This window comes from uncultured Psychrobacter sp., assembly GCF_947500265.1.
GTDB lineage: Bacteria > Pseudomonadota > Gammaproteobacteria > Pseudomonadales > Moraxellaceae > Psychrobacter.
The window spans coordinates 39710-57795 of record NZ_CANMRN010000006.1; the positions used below are offsets into that span (position 1 = coordinate 39710).

The following is an 18086-nucleotide window of genomic DNA, read 5'->3' on the forward strand; positions in this document are numbered from 1 at the left end:
TTGTTTAAATATAACTTCCACAACACCGTTTAAACTTTTCACCCGACCCACAAATGCACGGTTGCTTTTGGCTGACAGTCATCGCAACCGTCGGGTCTAAGAAATACCAGCGCGCATCTTGATTAGCTTTGCTTTTTACCTTTACGAAAGTAGAAAGTTCATGATGTACCTGTATTTTTTCTGCTAAACCACCTGATGTTTCCTCAGCGCTTTTAAAATAAGCTTTAAATTCAACCTGTGCATGACATTTACCCAGCTTTGGCGTGTGCTCTACAATCTCTAGTCCTGCCCAATCCGTCTCTTTCGCCCAACTTTCAATCGCTACAACATCAAGTAATGCTTGCTGAGCAGGCACTGTGGTCTTGACGATATACGCTGGTTTCACCAATGCAAAGGCACTATAGCGCGTGCGCATAAGCCGTTCGGCTGTCTCCGCTTTTATACCATCTGCTTTATCAACCTCATCATTATAAAACGCACCATTATAAAAAGCATCGTGATAAGGCTGGCAGCAGTCTTGATAGGATAGCGGAGCGTCTGTCGTCTCTGTTGTTGGATTGATTTGGCAAGGGCAAGTATCTGGGTAAGGTTGCATGAGTTACTCTACTTTTTGTTTGGGCTTATTCGTTTAGGCTCAGTGGTCTTATGATAACTTTATTGCAGCATGCTTTTTATTAATTCTGGCAATATACCAACTTTGAGCTGCGCCCATGCAGAAGGGTCACTTAGTCGTGACCAAAACATCTCAAAAGGCGGAGCGGCATATACCAGTAGCGCCAGAATAGTATATAAGAGCAAATACCACCATTTGTCTTTTGGCTGATAAAACTTCATCGCTGTACCCGATGAGCGCTTCATTTTCATATTGGATAAATTGACGCTATACAGCTCGTCCAATGACAAATGCACTATCGCGCCACCAAATAAAAACAGCCCATAAAACCAACTGGTCGTCAGTGGTAGGTGCAAGCCATAATAACTTAGGCATGTCAGACCCAATCCCAGTATTGCCATATACGGCACAGAGTGGATGACGCCGCGATGCACCGTCATAGTAGTAAAAATATGAAAGACGACGTAACGCATAAAACCGTAGCCAGCCAGCCACAATACTATCAATGCCAGTAAGCTCAAGTCACTACGCCAATGCATGACCAGCCCAAAGGCAAATATAAACGAGGTGATATTAAAACCGAGCTTAATCGGTGTTGAATTATCAGAGTCCAAGTCTGGCAGCAATCCACCGATAGTACCAAGCGCTACGCACACCAAAAATCCCGAATCATCAATCAATCCAGCTTTATAAACCGTCAAACTCAGTGTGCCGCTGACCATAAATGCGACATTTAAGTGGGTATTAAAATTTGCCATAAAACTCATTCATCCATAGCGCTCAAAAAGACCTTTCAAGCGGCGCATCTAGCAGTAAAAAAGCGCACCATGATACCATAGACCGTCCATACGTCTAATAGAGATAGCCTGTAAGAGAGAGCTTCTATGCCTGCCAGTGATTTACCCGCCACACTTAACTCTGTTACTCATACTAAGCAGCTACCTGTAGTAGAAGGTCAGCTTGATAACAGCTTTGCTGAGATTGATTGGCAAGCGCCTTGGTTGTCGCATATTACTCAATTGAGTTATATCAGCAACACGATTGAATGCCTTAGTCGCTCGAAATCACAGAGAAATAGCTTAGATAATTTAGGTAATTTGGGTGATTCAGAAAGTTTGGATAATGTGAAAAGAACAAATAAGCATGATATAAATGCTTCTGACATCAGTACGCCTGACACGATTGCCAAGGTCTTAAAAGCGGCGATGGCGCAGCAGGCTGATCACTTACAACAGCCGTTACCGCATACCAAACCTGCTCATGACCACAGATCTCAAACGCTACAGTTTGTCTCTCAAAATGCATTGCCTGAAGGGGAAGCATATGAGCATTTCATCGGTACAACTGGCAACATCCCGACGCGTGATAATTTGCATGACTTGTTTAATGGCAGCATTTGGCTGACCTTTCCGAAGACTAAAGCTATGCTCAATTACTACCATATGCTAGAAATCGCCAAACAAGGCATTAGTGAGCGTCGAGGGCGTGTGCGCGACACTATTACTGTCTTTGATGAGAATGGCGCAGTGCTAGTGACTTCTGATGCTAGTATCGGTGAGGCATTGGTTGATTTTGACTGGCAGGCAAGTTTGGTGAAGCCGCGTGCTAAATGGGACAACCCAACTCAGCCTGATAACAGCGCTCAAGCCGCAGTTTATATCTTTGGGCATGCACTGCTTGAGCAGTTGGTACATCCTCGCAAACCTCTATGCGCTCACAGCATTGTCATTCACGTTGCACAAGAATTCTTTACCTTATCATTAGCTGAACGTATGAGTTATTTGGATGACAAAGTTGCCGAATATATGGATACATTATTATCCAATGATGACGTCAAACCGCGCCAGCTTGCGCCGTTACCGATTTTAGGGGTACCGCATTTTTGGGCAGAAAATGCCAATACTGGCTTTTATGAAGACAGCTACGTATTCCGCAATGGACGACGTAAAAAAGACAAAAAGTAAATAGAAAGATATTGCTTAAGAATAGCTCGCTAAACCGTTGTTACGTTTACGATTGTGCCACGATTCGACAACGTCCAGACGTTAACAAAGCCTTGTATGTTTGTTATGGTAAAAGGGAGTTTCTGTTAATCACTACAGATATGATTATCTCTTTTGTTAACACTGACTCATATCAGACAGTTTTGCGAAACTGCGATATTGATTCAAGACAGATCAATCATTTATTGAGCCACTAGTCATACATAAACTTATAATAATTTATGTCCAGGATTTATAACAACGATAAGGAAGCTATCATGAGTGATATTTTTGATGTAAAAGACACCCTTTCGGTTGCTGGCAAGGAACATGCCTACTACAGCCTGCCAAAGCTTACCGAAACTTATGAGCATATCAAGACACTACCATTTTGTATGAAAGTGGTACTAGAAAATCTATTGCGTAACGAAGACGGCGGCCAGTCGGTTGGTAAAAACCATATTGAAGCGGTTGCCAACTGGGATGCAGGGGCTGAGGCGTCAAAAGAAATCGCCTTTATGCCAGCGCGTGTGGTATTGCAGGATTTTACTGGTGTACCATCAGTAGTCGATTTGGCGGCGATGCGTGATGCAGTGGTCGAGCTTGGCGGTAAGGCTGAGCAGATCAATCCGTTTATTCCTAGTGAACTGGTCGTCGATCACTCTGTACAGGTCGATGCTTATGGCCGCGAAGATGCGCTAGATTTGAATGAAAAGATTGAATTTAAGCGTAACAATGAGCGCTATGAATTTTTGCATTGGGGCAAGCAAGCCTTTGAAAACTTCGTCGTGGTACCGCCAGCGACAGGTATCGTGCATCAGGTCAACCTTGAGTATTTAGCCCGTGTCGTGATGGCAGCGGACGTCGATGGCGAGCTGACAGCTTATCCAGATACGGTATTTGGTACAGATAGTCATACCACGATGATTAATGGTATCGGTGTACTTGGTTGGGGTGTGGGCGGTATCGAAGCTGAAGCTGCGATGCTAGGTCAGCCGTCTTCGATGCTGATTCCACAAGTGGTCGGCTTTGAGCTAAAAGGCAAGCTAACTGAAGGCGTCACGGCAACCGATTTGGTACTACGTGTGGTTGAAATGCTGCGTGCACATGGTGTGGTAGGTAAGTTCGTCGAGTTTTATGGCGAAGGCTTGCACAGCATGCCGTTAGCGGACCGCGCTACCATTGCCAATATGTCACCAGAGTATGGCGCGACTTGTGGTATTTTCCCAATTGATCAAATGGCGATTGATTACCTGCGTCTATCAGGTCGTGACGAAGAGCAGATTGAGCTGGTTGAAAAATATGCTAAGGCGCAAGGCTTATGGCATGATGCCGATACACCTGCGGCGACTTATTCGAGCAAGCTAGAATTAGATCTATCGTCAGTACAGCCAGCACTTGCTGGTCCAAACTTGCCACAGCAGCGTATCAATTTGTCTGATATGCATGAGAAGTTTGGCGAAACGCTAGAAAAAATGACCAAAGATCGCAAGTCAGAAGTAGAAGGCAAAGTACGCTTTGATCAAGAAGGCGGCGAGCAAGAGCAAGCTGAACACTTGGCAGCTGAACCGAATATCGAAGTTGATACCAGTGATGACAATGCAGGTTATGCGCCAGCAAACAATGTCTTCTCAAATGTCAGCATCGATGACAAGCAGCACAAGTTACGAGACGGGTCGGTAGTTATTGCCGCCATTACTTCTTGTACCAATACTTCAAACCCAGCAGTAATGATTGGTGCAGGTCTAGTGGCCAAAAAAGCGGCTGCCAAAGGGCTTAAAGCCAAACCTTGGGTTAAGACATCGCTCGCACCGGGTTCTAAAGTCGTAACCGATTATTTAGAAAAAACCCATCTAATGGATGAGCTAGAAAAAACGGGCTTCTATCTAGTAGGGTATGGTTGTACGACTTGTATCGGTAACTCAGGGCCATTATCAGAAGAGATCGAAAAAGGCATTGAAGAAAATGATTTGGTCGCGGCGGCGGTGCTATCTGGTAACCGTAACTTTGAAGGTCGTATTCACTCACACGTGAAGGCCAGTTACTTGGCATCACCACCATTGGTTGTCGCCTATGCACTAGCTGGTACAGTCGATATCGATCTGACCACTCATCCACTAGGACAGGATCAAGATGGCAATGATGTATTCCTAAAAGATATCTGGCCGACTTCAGAAGAAATTAACGAGTTAATTGCCAACAATATTGATGCTGATATGTTCCGCAAAAACTATGGCGAAGTATTTGATGGTAGTGCAGCGTGGAACGCGATTAGTTCAGCGGATAGCCAACTATATCCATGGGATGAAGGGTCAACTTATATCAAAAACCCACCGTTCTTTGATGGTATGACCATGGAGCCAGAAGGTATCCCTGATATCGAAGGCGCGCGTATTCTAGGTCTATTTGGTGACTCAATCACCACCGATCATATCTCACCAGCAGGTAATATCGATCCGGCCTCACCAGCAGGTAAGTACTTGCAAGAGCGCGGTGTGATGGAAGCAGACTTCAATAGCTATGGTTCACGCCGTGGTAACGATGCAGTCATGACCCGTGGTACCTTTGCCAACATCCGTATCAAAAATACCATGATGGGCGGTAAAGAAGGTGGCTATACTTATTACTTCAAGGATGACAGCGCTACGCTACAAGATGGCGAAGAAATGCCTATCTATAATGCAGCGATGAAATATAAAGAAGACAAGCGTCCGCTCGTGGTACTGGGTGGGGCAGAGTATGGTTCTGGTTCGAGCCGTGACTGGGCAGCTAAAGGTACTATCTTGCTAGGCGTAAAAGCGGTGTTGACCAGCTCGTTTGAGCGTATTCACCGTTCAAACCTAGTCGGTATGGGTGTGCTGCCATTGACGTTTAAAGACGGTCAAAATGCAGAGACCTACAAACTAGATGGTTCTGAAGTGCTGAGCATCACAGGTCTGGACAATGGCGAGAGTAAAACAGCCACGGTTACGGCTACACGTGCTGACGGAACGGCAGAAACCTTTGAGGTAAATGTCGGTCTACAAACGCCAAAAGAGCGCGAATATGTGCGTCATGGCGGCGTATTGCACTATGTACTACGTCAACTGGCTGCTGAGAGCAAAGAAGCAGGCTAGTAATGTATTAGACTTAGTATGAAAAAAGCCCAATCTCCGTCAAAGTAGGGGATTGGGCTTTTCTATGGAAGACGTTTCTTCTTCCTGTTACTTTACCTTTTAAGCCTTCTCAGTCAGCAGCTTAATGCCTAGCCCCATAAATACGACACCACTTATTTTATTCATCATGGATTCAATTTTTGGATTCTCTCTTAGTTTTTTGCTGAACTTTGATGCCAGCAGCGCCAAACTCAAGCACCATATAAAGCCTGTGGTAGCAAAAGTCAGTCCCAACATCAAAAATGACAGCATGCCATAAGTATAACTAGCGTCGATAAACTGAGGAAAGAACGCCAAGAAAAATAAAGCGACTTTTGGGTTAAAAGTATTGGTCAACACACCTTGCTTATATATTTGCCAACCATCTACAGCCTTTTGGTTAGTCACGTCCTGATCTTTGGATAAATTGTTTGCTATCGAGCTCGAGTTTTTGCTCAGTAGCATTTTTAGACCCAAATAGCACAAGTAAGCCGCACCGATATATTTGACGATCATAAACGCCGTAGGGGAATTGGCAAGCAATACGGACAATCCTAGCGCCGCCAATAGGGTGTGTACCAAAATACCCGAAGTAATGCCAAGAACAGAATAAAATCCTGCTGTTTGCCCCTGTGAAATACTACGGGTGATGATGTACATGCTATCCGTACCTGGCGTGAGGTTTAACAAAATAGCCGCTAAGATAAACCCCAGATAATTCTCGATACCAAACATCGCAATCACTTCCCTTTAATCACGCCAAGCCCCATCATTTATAGTATGTGGCTGCACTTTATCAATACGCTTATCAGATCGATATTAACGAGTATTAGATAGGTTGGCAATAGCGCTATCAACAGTAAGCTAGCAGCTATTAATAATAAGCTAACGACAACAGAATAGAGGATGTTGAGAAACGACAGGCATAAAGAAGCCCAGTCACCATATGATGACTGGGCTTCTTTATTGTTCGCTTATTAGTCTAATCTGATGCTAAGCAAAAGTGCTAATAAGTGACGCCGAATAGTGGCGTCCCCAGGGGGATTCGAACCCCCGTTACCGCCGTGAAAGGGCGGTGTCCTAGGCCTCTAGACGATGGGGACGCATAGAGTGTTATAACCAGTGGTTACAACGGTACTTCACAATATCAGATAGCTTAGTAAATAAGCATTGCCTAGGTGCTGATATCGTCCTACTAGCGAGTATTTATTATTACGTTTCAGTAATACTGAGCGTTGCTATAAATAAGTATGGTGGAGCTAAACGGAGTCGAACCGTTGACCCCTTGCATGCCATGCAAGTGCTCTACCAACTGAGCTATAGCCCCTCGCTAAGAGTGTGCGTATTTTATGTAAGAGCGGCAGTCTTGTCAACAACTATTTTAAAAATAATGCATAAATATGCAAAAAAAAGTGATTTAGCCTGTTTTAAAGGCTCAACAAGCCCAAATTAGCGTGGATTTTGCTTAATGGCAATCTCTTTTAGGGCTTTATCGGTATAAAACTCTTCTTCGCTACCATCAGAAAAAATAATCGCACAGCATTCAGTTGGCATATATTGACCGCCTTTTTCTCGGATCGTTCTGATACCTTTGACGCCAATGATGTCATATTTGCTCAATTTATCTAGATTATGCTTGGTGTAACCGCAGTAAGTGCTGTATATCCATTTTAAATCTTCGAAGTCTTGGCCCTTGGTCAGGGTCAAAGTTGCATCAAACAGCTCCTTTACGATGGCATCATAATATTTTTGGGCTTCTTTTAGCGTGTTAAAGACATAATCTTTGCTTTCTATCGTGACGGTTTTGGCGGCCATGTTTATTTCCAATTAAAATATTTAATAAAAGATATCTAATAATTTGAGGTAGTAGTAACTGCGCTTAACGAAAAAAGGGCCAGAGATGGCCTGACCCTTTTACATTCGACAAGTTTAGCTAGTTAACTGTTTAGTAGATAAGCTATTCAGCTTCTAAACTATTCAGCAGCAGTTAAGAAATCTGGCAACTCTGCCGCTTGTTTCTCAAGTTTTTTCAGTTTCTTTTTACCGAGGCCACCCAGTACGTCAACCGCATGGCGCAAGCGTGTCAGCGTCATATCAGCACCGATAATCGCCATAGAGTTCATGACTGGCGTCGATGAGGTGCTACCAGCGATAGCGATAAAGAACGGCGCCATAAAGTCACGCATCTTGATATCAAGGTGAGCAGCAAGGCCTTTTAGCGTGGCATAGATGTTTTCTTCTGACCACGTTGGTAAGACTTCTAATTGCCAAAGCGCTAATTGCAGCATCTCGATAATTTGCTCAGGGGTGAGCGATTTATGAGTGAAGCTCTCAGCATTGATGTCAGGTAGGTTTTGGAAGTAGAAACCACCCCAATTAACCGCATCAGACAATAGCTCGATACGTGGCTGAATCGCCGCTGCGATAGCAGTCAGTTTGTCACTGTTGCTGGCCCACTCAAGGATTTTATTCTTTAATTCTTCAGGGCTAAGCGCACGTAGCCATTCTGCATTGAGCCAGTTTAGCTTTTCGATATCGAAGATAGGGCCACCAAGCGACACACGCTGAATATCAAAGCTGGCAATCATTTCTTCTAGCGTAAACTGCTCAGCATCATTGGGCATTGAGTAGCCCATACGGCCGAGGTAGTTTAGCAGTGCTTCAGGTAGCACGCCTGCATCACGATAGTAAGTGATAGAGGTTGGGTTTTTACGTTTAGACAGTTTTGACTTGTCCGGGTTGCGCAGTAGCGGCATGTGGCAAAGGGTCGGCATTTCCCAACCAAAATAATCATATAGCAGTTGATGCTTAGGCGCAGAGTTCAGCCACTCTTCACCGCGCATCACATGAGTGATTTCCATCAAGTGGTCATCGACGACGTTGGCTAAATGATACGTTGGCATGCCGTCTGTTTTTAGCAGTACTTGCATATCGACTTGAGTCCAAGGGAACTCAACGGTGCCACGTAGCATGTCTTGTACCTGACAAGTGCCTTCGGTCGGTACGCGCATACGAGTCACATGCGGTTTGCCCTCACTTACCAATTGCTCGGTTTTTTCTGGTGCAAGATGAGCACAGCGACCATCATAACGAGGGGTCTCGCCATTGGCCATTTGTTCAGCGCGCATAGCGTCTAACTCTTCACTGGTACAAAAACAGCGGAACGCATGGTCTTTTTCTATGAGTATCTCAGCGTGCTTTTTATAGATATCGCTACGCTCGCTCTGACGATAAGGGGCGTGTGGGCCGCCAATATCTGGGCCTTCTGCCCAATCCAGACCAACCCAACGTAAAGCGTCCAAAATCATTTGTTCTGATTGCTCAGTTGAGCGAGTCTGATCAGTGTCTTCGATACGTAAGATGAATTCTCCGCCATGCGCTTTGGCAAAAGCCAAGTTAAACAGGGCAATATAGGCAGTACCTACGTGAGGAAAGCCAGTTGGTGATGGGGCGATACGCGTGCGCACAGGGCGCGTGCTGTCAGTAGAGGTTTGCATGATAAAAGTCTCAAAGTTTGCTATCGATATAAGCTATCAGTATAAATAGCGATGAAAGATATGAAGTTGATGTTAAGAAATAGCGTAAAATATAGCGCTAGTATAACAGAGACATGTGATATTTTTAATGAAAAGCCCTTCTAGTGCTTGACTACAGGTGTATCCTTGCGATAATAATGCTAAGCAAGTCATAACTTGTTTATTTTCATCTAATTACTGGCCAGTACGGTCGTCATCTATTGAGTTGTTTGTGTCCCTATCAAAGTCTAAGCCAAAATCGAAAGCCAGTCCTTCTGCCGCCGCTGATCTCTCTGAGTCAGTGTCCAATCCTTCTGCTGTAAAGGATGCGTCTACGCAAGATGTCGATCTGGATGTTACTCACGCCCGTCATGAGGGCGATATCACGTCTGATGAATTAAGTTTTGTCCATGATGCGGTGTTACTGCAAGAGACTGTCGCTGCGGTGCTCGGCGTAAAATCCTTGCCCAAGCAAAAAGCAGGCGACCAAAATAGCTTAAATATAAGTGGCGTCTACGTTGATGTGACCTTTGGTCGAGGTGGTCATAGCCGACTGCTATTAAGTCAACTTGCCGATGATGCAACACTGATTGTCTTTGACAAAGATCCGACAGCCATCAGCGTGGCGCAAGAGCTAGCAAGCAAAGACAGCCGCGTGCGTGTGGTTCACGATAGTTTTGCGACGTTGACCGACAGCTTGGCTGCTATGGGCATCACTGAAGTTGATGGATTGATGGCAGATTTGGGCATCTCATCACCGCAGATCGACGATGGTAGTCGCGGCTTTAGTTTTATGCGCGATGGGGCAGTAGACATGCGTATGGACACCAGCCGTGGCCAGTCAGTTGCCGAATGGCTTGAAAAAGTCGATGATGAAACGTTGGCCAATGTGCTTTATGAGTTTGGCGAAGAGCGTCATAGTCGCCGTATTGCACGCGCTATCAAACAGATGGAAAGCTACGAGTCTACGCTTGAGTTGGCAGAAGTCATCAAAGTAGCGCATCCCAACTGGCAGCGCGGCAAACATCCAGCGACTCAAAGCTTTCAGGCCATGCGTATTTTCATTAACAATGAGCTGGGCGATGTTGACGATTTTTTAGCGCAAAGTATTCCTATCTTAAAATCAGGTGGGCAGCTTGCGGTCATTAGCTTTCACTCATTAGAAGATCGCCGTATCAAGCAGTTTTTGCAGCGACATAGCAAAGGGCAATATCCAGAAGACGAAAACCTGCCAATGCCGCCGAATCGTCCGCGCTATTTCAGCAAGCCAAAACGTGTTGGCCCAAGCAAAGCTGAGACGAGTCAAAACCCGCGTGCGCGCAGTGCATGGTTGCGTATGGCAATTCGCACCGACACAGCTTATGAGCAGATGACAGCACCATAGAACATCGTGCTGCTACAAATTATAGTCGAATATGATTGATGAGTTGTCTAAGATTGCTAATGTTTGTCTAAATGATGCGCAAATGTCCTAATGGCTACGCCACTGTTAAAAATCTGTAAATATTGTCTGTTAGGCTCAGCAGTTGGTTTTTATCTGCTTAATAGTTGCACGGGTTTATATGTAGTATAGCCATGCAACGTGTTTGGTTGTGGTATGACATATTGATAGCCATGAGTTGTGATGACTTGTGGCTCCTGAATATATTAGCTATCGGATGTGATCTTTATATTCGTTTTTTTAGGTTTAGTTTTTACACTTATAAGTGTCTTTGGTTTTATATTTATCGATGGTATGACCGAATAATGACACGTTCATCTTTCGCAATCCGTTATCTACTCTACCGTTTACGTTCACCTTTTTGAGATCGTCATGGCAATATCTGACAAACCTGCGAATCGCCGCACTGCTACACCTTATAATACCGATGTCGGCGAGCTGTTCGTGCGCCGGTTTAATGTGGTGAGCATTTATGTGGTCGTGCTACTGCTATTGGCAGCCACGATTGTATGGAGTGGTATCAAAACTGCCGAAGAAGTTCAGCAATATCATCAGGACTACAAAACCTTGCAAGACATGAAAAAACAAGAACGTAAGCTACAAGTAGAGCATCAGCGTCTATTGATTGAGCAGCAAACCTTTAGCGCCACTCCGCAGATTGCCAGTCGAGCGGTTGCTGAATTGGGTATGTATTCGCCAACATTAAAGGATAAGTTGATTATTCAGCCTGGTGTCGCTACTGCATTGGTACCAGTGGTTACGGAAGACTCAGAGGAAGATATGTCTGACGTGATTGGGCCACGTGCCTCTACGGACATCTCTCCTGAAGAACCAGCGACGGAGGCAGGACAATGAGTGAGAAAAAGCCTAAATCCACCGCAAAAAACACCAGCAAGAAACCAGCCAGCGGCAAGGTAACCAAACCTCTCCGCCGAGCCAGTGCTGCTAAATCTGGTCAGACGAGCAGCAAGCCTGATAAAGCTGCAAGCAATCGTAAGGCCAAGTTGTTTGGTCGTATCAAAAAAAGCGACACCCAAGGCGCTTATACCAGTGTAAAAAATCGCAAGAGTAAAATGGTTTTTTCGAGCAAAGCGTCAGGTGCTTCTGCTCTCGGTGGTTTTGAACAAGACAAAAACCGTTTTCGTATGGTCTGGGGTCTGGCGCTGGTCATATTAGCGCTACTGATTAGCCGCGCTTATTATATTCAGGTTGCCAACGCACAGTTTTATCAAGACAAAGGCAATGAGCTCATTACCAGTGAGCGAACTCAAAAATCTTATCGCGGTATGATTACCGATCGTAATAATCTACCGCTTGCGGTCAGTGCACCGCTCGCGACGGTTTCATTCAGTCCGCATGATTATTCGCGTGAATATTACGAGCTAAAGCGCATTATCATCACCAACCCTAGCAGTCCCCAATTACAGGCACGTATGCAAAAGCGTCTGGATAATATGGACCTGAACAAGCTGGCCGCTGCTGCCAATATCTCGGTCAATGAACTAAAGAAAGTTACGGCCATTGATGACAGTATCGATGTGACCGATGAGAAAGCCGTAAAAGCTGCTTTGCCATCTGGTGCGGGCTCACACTATTTGCCACTGCTTAATAAGGTCACGCCTGAGATTGCCCAAAGCGTCAGCTCGCTTGATTTCCCTGGCGTCTACGAAAAGAATTTCTTTCAGCGTTATTACCCGCAGCCACAGTCTAACGCACAGCTGCTAGGCTTTATGGGTCAAAATGCCAAAGATCCTGAAGGCGGTTACGAAGGCCGTGCTGGTATTGAGCGTCAGTATGAAAAAGATCTGGCAGGTGATGACGGAAAAGTACTGGTTCTAAAAGACGCCAAACAAAACAGCCTAAAAGAAATCAAACAAATCGAGCCAGAAGTACCTGGTAAAGATGTGGCATTGACGATTGATTCGCGCTTACAGTATTTGCTGTATAAAGAGCTAGAAAAAGCTGGGCGTTTGCAAAAAGCACGTTGGTCAACGGGTATGATCGTTGACGTACAAACTGGTGAAGTATTAGCACTATCGACATGGCCGTCGTTTAACTCAAACAACCTCAACGAGATGACGGGTGAAAACCAGCGTAACCGCGCACTGTTAGATGTGTTTGAGCCAGGTTCGGTGATGAAACCGTTTACCGTGGCGGCAGCGCTAGACTCGGGTAAATATACGCCAACGACCTTGATTGATACCAACCCTGGTTCGATTCGCGTACGTGGCTATACCATTCGAGATCATAACAACTTGGGTATGATTAACATGGCCACGCTATTACAGAAATCCAGTAACGTTGCCTCTACCAAGATTGCGCTATCATTGCCAGCCGATGCTATTAGTAATATGCAACGACAGTTTGGCTTTGGCTCAAAAACACCTTTGCAGTTCCCAGGTGAGGGCAGCGGTTTGATCGTCACGCCAAAAGAAAAAGAAACCTCGCGCCGTGCAACGGTTAGTTATGGTTATGGTCTACAAGTGACATTAGCACAGGTTGCACAGGCGTACTCAGCCCTAGCAGCAGGTGGAGTCATGCATCCATTAACTTTAATTAAAGATGACAAGTCGCAGCCAAGCAAACGCATTATGGCGCATGAGCAAGCAATGTCTATCGTACAGATGCTTGAGAGCGTGACTGAGCCTGGTGGTACGGCGAAAGCTGCTGCCATCGATGGATATCGCGTGGCAGGTAAGACAGGTACGTCACGCCGTATCAATCCAGATGGTGGTTATTATACCGACCAGTATCGTAACGTCTTTGCTGGTATGGCGCCTGCATCCAATCCAAAGCTGGTGGGCGTGATGCTTATCGAAGACCCGCGCGGTCAGATTTATGCTGGTCTAACGGTCGCACCTGTCTTCCATAATGTAATGAAAGAAGCATTGCGATTGTATAATGTGCCTTTGGATAAGCCACTAAAAACGGAAGCGCAGTAAGCGTTCAATTATTTTAAATGTTCAGTTCTACTGAGCTGACACGTTTTAACTGTTTAGGATTTATCTATGACTATATCATCGCTAGATAGCGCTACTGTTACTTTACAACAGCTTATAAATGCCAATAAAAGCCAGCAGCAAAAACTGGCTGAGCAGCTTACAGCGATGATAGCAACATCGATTCAGGAAGCATCCAATCAAGCGAGTTTAGATCAAGCTCAATCTATTGCCCATATTCCTTTTCAACAGTTTCGCTTGGATAATCGCCAATTGGAAGCGAATGACGTATTTGTCCTGTTAAAAAGTCAAACAGCCAATTCTGAAAAAAGTCGCGATTATTTATTGCAAGCCGCTGAACAAGCCGCGTTTATTCTCTCAGAGATTGACCCTAGCGTTTTGCTTAGCGAAGCAAACAATCACTCAAATACCAGTAGTGAACCGCAGACAGATAGTATTGCTAATGCACCTCAGCAACTAGCAGCATTACCATGCCCTGTATTGTACGTTCCTAATATTCGCGACTTTTTGGGTAGCTTAATTCAAGCGCGCCTGCAATATCAGCAGCCAGTGACCCTACCGACCGTGGTTGCGGTGACTGGTACGAATGGTAAAACAACCATCAGCCAGTTAGTAGCACAGCTTATTCAGATGATGGGTCAGAGTAGCGCGGTGATGGGTACGGCAGGTAATGGTAGACTTGGCGCTCTGGTGCAAGCCAGTCATACCACGGGCGATGCGTTAGCTGTCCAACAGTTCTTACATCAGATGGGAACAGAGCAGGCAGAAATATTGGCATTAGAGGCTAGCTCTCATGGGTTGGATCAGCAACGTCTACAAGGGATGCCAGTCACTGTAGCGCTTTATACCAATTTGAGTCGTGACCATTTAGACTATCATGCTGATATGGCAGAATATGCCGCTGCCAAAGCCAAGCTATTTGATAAAGCGCATTTCCCAGATTTGACCCATGCCATTATCAACATCGATGATGAGCACGCTCAGGTTATGTTAGATACGGCAAACGCTAGCGGTTTGACGGTATGGACATACAGTTTGGATTCATTAAAAGCTGCTACTTTTGTTGCCGCTGATATTACGCCGAGTCTGCAAGGCGTCAAAATAAATCTGCGTATTGAGTTTGGTAATGAGAAAACTGACAACATAGAGATTGTCAGTCCATTATTAGGTCGCTTCAATGTAGCCAATTTGCTCGCAGCGATAGCAGCCGTCGTAGCACTTGATACTGACTTGGCTATGAATATCGAGCGTATTGCGCCTGCTGTTGCACAGTTGCAAGGTGCGGTTGGGCGTATGCAGCGTGTACCGTCAAATGATGGCTGCTTTATCGTTGATTATGCGCATACTCCAGATGCGCTAAGCCAAGTGCTGGCAAGCTTAAAAACCCACTGTAAAGGTCAGCTATGGGCAGTATTTGGTTGCGGTGGAGATCGTGATGCAGGCAAGCGACCGTTGATGGCGCAAGCAGGTCTGGCAGGTGCTGATCGAGTTGTTTTGACTGCAGATAATCCACGTACCGAAGACCCCAAGATGATTTTGCAAGATATGCAGGCTGGTATGACCGCTGAGCAATATCAACGAACCCATATCGAGCCTGCCCGCCAAACCGCTATTGAATATGCAGTTAGTCACTCAGGTGTGGATGATATCGTAGTCATCGCAGGTAAAGGTCACGAAACCTATCAAGAGATTAACAACGTTCGCTATGATTTCGATGACAGTGTTGTTTTGCAGCAGGCATTGAATCAAGCGGGACGTGTGTAATTAATTGGCTTTCGATACATGAATTAGTAAAAATTGATCATTAAATATAAAAATTAAGTAGTCATCATATAAGGTAATCATTATGACAGCCGACACCGATAATACTGTCCAGTCGCAAGGGCTTTATGTTTGGCAAATGGACAATCTGCTCGCAGCGACCACGTCGCTCGATGGGCATTGGCAACTACCACAAGGCCATGCAGCAGAGCAGACTGCTTTAGCCAGTAAGCGGATAGCCACCGATACCCGCACGATAAAGCCAGGCGATATATTTTTGGCGCTAAGCGGCGATAATTTTGATGGACACGATTACATCGAGACAGCGATATCAAAAGGCGCTGTTGCCGCTGTTGTCTCGCGTCCTATATCGTTGTCCGGCTCAAATGCTATTCCGCAATTGGTAGTCAGCGATACCCGTTTAGCGTTAGGTCAATTGGCAGCGTATCGTCGTCAGCAGCACAAAGATTTAACTGTGATTGCGATTACGGGCTCTAGCGGTAAGACTACTTGTAAAGAAATGCTAGGCAGTATTTTTGGTAGATTGGCACCAACCTTGATCACTCGTGGTAACCTCAATAACGATTTGGGTGTACCAATGATGTTGCTTGAGTTATCAGACCATCATCGTTATGCTATTTTAGAGTTAGGCGCAAACCATATTGGCGAGATTGCTTATACGACTGAAATCGTTCAGCCTGATGTGGCCTGTATCTTAAATATTGGCACCGCGCATTTGGGTGAGTTTGGTAGCCGTGAAGGTATTTGCCAAACCAAGGCTGAGATTTACCATACGTTGACGGATGCGCAGTTTGCAATTGTTCCTGATAAGGATGATTTTACCAATCAGTTGCGTCGTATCGCTGAAAAGTACACCTCGCATGTGATTGGCTTTGGTAATACGGATGTAAGTGCAAGCCATCTAGACGTAGAGCCTGAACGTAGTGAGTTCAAACTACATATCGGTAACCAAATCCATGATATCAACTTGCCATTGGCAGGTGAACACAATGTCAATAATGCCTTGGCTGCTGCTGCCTGTGCGCATGCGCTAAATATTGCAGTGAGTGACATCGTCATTGGGCTAGAAAATGCGCGTCCTGCTAAAGGTCGTCTAAATAGCCAGATACTTGGTATGCATCGTCTCATTGATGATACTTATAATGCCAACCCTCATTCAGTACGTGCCGCCGCCAAAGTATTGGCCGCGCAAACAGGTACGCAAGTTATGGTACTGGGCGATATCGGTGAGTTAGGCGAGGCGGCCATCAGTGAGCACCAAAGCTTGGGCCGTACTATCGCAACCACAGGTATCAATGTGCTGCTTTGTGTTGGCGAATATGCCCCTTATACCGTCGCGGGTGCGCAAGAGGTATCTGATATCAGTGCTCATGCCTTTACTGACAAAGACAGTTTATTACAGTATTTACAGCCGTATTTGCAAGCGCAACAAGCTAAGCCTTGTACTGTGTTGTTCAAAGGCTCTCGTTCCATGCGAATGGAAACACTTATTCATGCGCTAGTAGAGGAGTAGGCGGTGTTAGTTTGGTTATTCGGCTGGCTTGGCCAGTATTATACGCCGTTTTCTGCGGTTTCTTCGTTGACGCTGCGAGCATTGCTTGCCGTTGTTACCGCCCTTGTATTTAGCATGATGTTTGGTGGCCGTGTCATTCGGCACTTGCGATCGCTCAAATACGGTCAGGCCATTCGTAACGACGGGCCTCAGTCGCATTTGGCCAAGACTGGTACGCCAACCATGGGCGGGGTATTGATCCTAAGTGCGATTGGCATATCGACGCTGCTGTGGGCACGATTGAACAATCCCTATGTTTGGATTTTGCTCGTGGTTATGGTTATCTTCGGCGCCGTAGGTTGGGCTGATGATTGGCTAAAAATTAAGTACAAAGATCCAAAAGGCTTAATCGCTCGCAAAAAGTACTTTTGGTTGTCTATGGGCGCACTGTTTGTCGGTGTTTCTTTGTACTATATTGCCACGCTACAACCCGATATCAACACCACGCGTGAGATGCAGGATCTGCTATTGCCAGTATTCAAAGACTGGATGATTCCATTTTCAGCAGTGCCATTTGGTATTGGCTTCATCATCTTTACCTACTTTGTGATTAATGGTGCTTCTAACGCAGTCAATCTAACCGATGGTTTGGATGGTTTGGCGATTTTGCCAGTCGTTCTTGTCGCTGCAGGTTTGGGCGCGATGGCCTATGTATCAGGCGATGTACGCTTTGCTGATTACTTGCATGTACCTTATATTCCTTATAACTCCGAAGTCATCATCGTTTGTGGTTCAATGGTCGGAGCAGGTCTTGGTTTCTTATGGTTCAACGCGCATCCAGCACAAGTATTTATGGGTGATGTTGGCGCGCTAGCACTAGGTGCAATGCTAGGTACTATCGCCGTGATGACCCGTCAAGAGATTGCCTTTGCGATTATGGGTGGTCTGTTTGTCGCAGAAGCGCTATCAGTTATGTTGCAGGTTGGTTCGTACAAACTGCGCAAAAAACGCGTCTTCCGTATGGCACCGCTGCATCATCATTTTGAAGAAATTGGCTGGAAAGAAACGCAAGTGGTGGCGAGATTTTGGATTATTGCCATTATCCTTGTCATCCTTGGGCTAATGACGCTAAAGCTACGTTAAGCTATAACCGCCAGATATCTATAT

The 18086-nt window shown here is 45.4% G+C and carries 13 protein-coding genes and 2 tRNA genes; 8 read left to right on the plus strand and 7 right to left on the minus strand.

Annotated features, from left to right (window positions below; genetic code table 11):
- Positions 1-4: 4 nt before the first annotated feature.
- A complete protein-coding gene (locus Q0788_RS09690; protein ID WP_298810140.1) occupies positions 5-595 on the minus strand; it encodes a YchJ family protein in 591 nt (196 codons plus the stop codon).
- Between the two features lie 59 nt (positions 596-654).
- Positions 655-1371, minus strand: coding sequence for a metal-dependent hydrolase (locus Q0788_RS09695; protein WP_298810142.1), 717 nt, complete (start codon positions 1369-1371; stop codon positions 655-657).
- Between the two features lie 126 nt (positions 1372-1497).
- On the opposite strand from Q0788_RS09695, the gene Q0788_RS09700 reads away from it, so the two are divergent.
- Positions 1498-2577, plus strand: a complete 1080-nt coding sequence (locus tag Q0788_RS09700; RefSeq protein WP_298810145.1) for a DUF3025 domain-containing protein — start codon at positions 1498-1500, stop codon at positions 2575-2577.
- A 296-nt stretch (positions 2578-2873) separates the two neighbouring features.
- On the plus strand, positions 2874-5711 hold the full coding sequence (locus tag Q0788_RS09705) for an aconitate hydratase (protein ID WP_298810147.1): 2838 nt from the start codon (positions 2874-2876) through the stop codon (positions 5709-5711).
- A 99-nt stretch (positions 5712-5810) separates the two neighbouring features.
- Here the strand turns inward: Q0788_RS09705 and Q0788_RS09710 are convergent, their stop codons facing one another.
- The 5 genes from Q0788_RS09710 to gltX form a co-directional block, all read right to left on the minus strand.
- The gene (locus Q0788_RS09710; protein ID WP_298810149.1) at positions 5811-6464 is read right to left on the minus strand and encodes a LysE family translocator; all 654 of its coding nucleotides are present in this window, start codon (positions 6462-6464) and stop codon (positions 5811-5813) included.
- A gap of 292 nt (positions 6465-6756) precedes the next feature.
- A tRNA-Glu gene (locus tag Q0788_RS09715) sits at positions 6757-6832 on the minus strand.
- A gap of 148 nt (positions 6833-6980) precedes the next feature.
- Positions 6981-7056, minus strand: a tRNA-Ala gene (locus Q0788_RS09720).
- 122 nt (positions 7057-7178) lie between these two features.
- Positions 7179-7544: a hypothetical protein gene (locus Q0788_RS09725; RefSeq protein WP_298810152.1), complete on the minus strand. Its 366-nt coding sequence runs from the start codon at positions 7542-7544 to the stop codon at positions 7179-7181.
- 158 nt (positions 7545-7702) lie between these two features.
- Positions 7703-9229, minus strand: coding sequence for a glutamate--tRNA ligase (gene gltX, locus Q0788_RS09730; protein ID WP_298810353.1), 1527 nt, complete (start codon positions 9227-9229; stop codon positions 7703-7705).
- A gap of 397 nt (positions 9230-9626) precedes the next feature.
- On the opposite strand from gltX, the gene rsmH reads away from it, so the two are divergent.
- The 6 genes from rsmH to mraY all read left to right on the plus strand — a co-directional run bounded on the left by rsmH (position 9627) and on the right by mraY (position 18062).
- On the plus strand, positions 9627-10628 hold the full coding sequence (gene rsmH, locus Q0788_RS09735) for a 16S rRNA (cytosine(1402)-N(4))-methyltransferase RsmH (protein ID WP_298810354.1): 1002 nt from the start codon (positions 9627-9629) through the stop codon (positions 10626-10628).
- 429 nt (positions 10629-11057) lie between these two features.
- A complete protein-coding gene (locus Q0788_RS09740) occupies positions 11058-11540 on the plus strand; it encodes a cell division protein FtsL (RefSeq protein ID WP_298810153.1) in 483 nt (160 codons plus the stop codon).
- Positions 11537-13627 carry a penicillin-binding protein 2 gene (locus tag Q0788_RS09745; protein ID WP_298810156.1) on the plus strand — a complete coding sequence of 697 codons (2091 nt, stop codon included), beginning with the start codon at positions 11537-11539 and terminating at the stop codon, positions 13625-13627. Before Q0788_RS09740 ends, Q0788_RS09745 begins: the two co-directional genes overlap by 4 nt.
- Before the next feature lie 66 nt (positions 13628-13693).
- Entirely contained in the window at positions 13694-15409 is a 1716-nt protein-coding gene (locus tag Q0788_RS09750) for a UDP-N-acetylmuramoyl-L-alanyl-D-glutamate--2,6-diaminopimelate ligase (RefSeq protein ID WP_298810159.1), read from the plus strand.
- A gap of 82 nt (positions 15410-15491) precedes the next feature.
- Positions 15492-16940: a UDP-N-acetylmuramoyl-tripeptide--D-alanyl-D-alanine ligase gene (murF, locus tag Q0788_RS09755; protein ID WP_298810161.1), complete on the plus strand. Its 1449-nt coding sequence runs from the start codon at positions 15492-15494 to the stop codon at positions 16938-16940.
- Positions 16941-16943: 3 nt separating this feature from the next.
- The gene (gene mraY / locus Q0788_RS09760; RefSeq protein ID WP_101205970.1) at positions 16944-18062 is read left to right on the plus strand and encodes a phospho-N-acetylmuramoyl-pentapeptide-transferase; all 1119 of its coding nucleotides are present in this window, start codon (positions 16944-16946) and stop codon (positions 18060-18062) included.
- The last annotated feature ends 24 nt before the right edge of the window (positions 18063-18086 follow it).

Coding starts and splice junctions, on each gene's coding strand:
- Q0788_RS09725 (WP_298810152.1), bottom strand. CDS start 7,544: ATGGCCGCCAAAACCGTCACGATAGAAAGCAAAGATTATGTCTTTAAC.
- Q0788_RS09750 (WP_298810159.1), top strand. CDS start 13,694: ATGACTATATCATCGCTAGATAGCGCTACTGTTACTTTACAACAGCTT.
- Q0788_RS09690 (WP_298810140.1), bottom strand. CDS start 595: ATGCAACCTTACCCAGATACTTGCCCTTGCCAAATCAATCCAACAACA.
- Q0788_RS09700 (WP_298810145.1), top strand. CDS start 1,498: ATGCCTGCCAGTGATTTACCCGCCACACTTAACTCTGTTACTCATACT.
- Q0788_RS09695 (WP_298810142.1), bottom strand. CDS start 1,371: ATGGCAAATTTTAATACCCACTTAAATGTCGCATTTATGGTCAGCGGC.
- Q0788_RS09745 (WP_298810156.1), top strand. CDS start 11,537: ATGAGTGAGAAAAAGCCTAAATCCACCGCAAAAAACACCAGCAAGAAA.
- Q0788_RS09705 (WP_298810147.1), top strand. CDS start 2,874: ATGAGTGATATTTTTGATGTAAAAGACACCCTTTCGGTTGCTGGCAAG.
- murF (WP_298810161.1), top strand. CDS start 15,492: ATGACAGCCGACACCGATAATACTGTCCAGTCGCAAGGGCTTTATGTT.
- Q0788_RS09710 (WP_298810149.1), bottom strand. CDS start 6,464: ATGTTTGGTATCGAGAATTATCTGGGGTTTATCTTAGCGGCTATTTTG.
- Q0788_RS09740 (WP_298810153.1), top strand. CDS start 11,058: ATGGCAATATCTGACAAACCTGCGAATCGCCGCACTGCTACACCTTAT.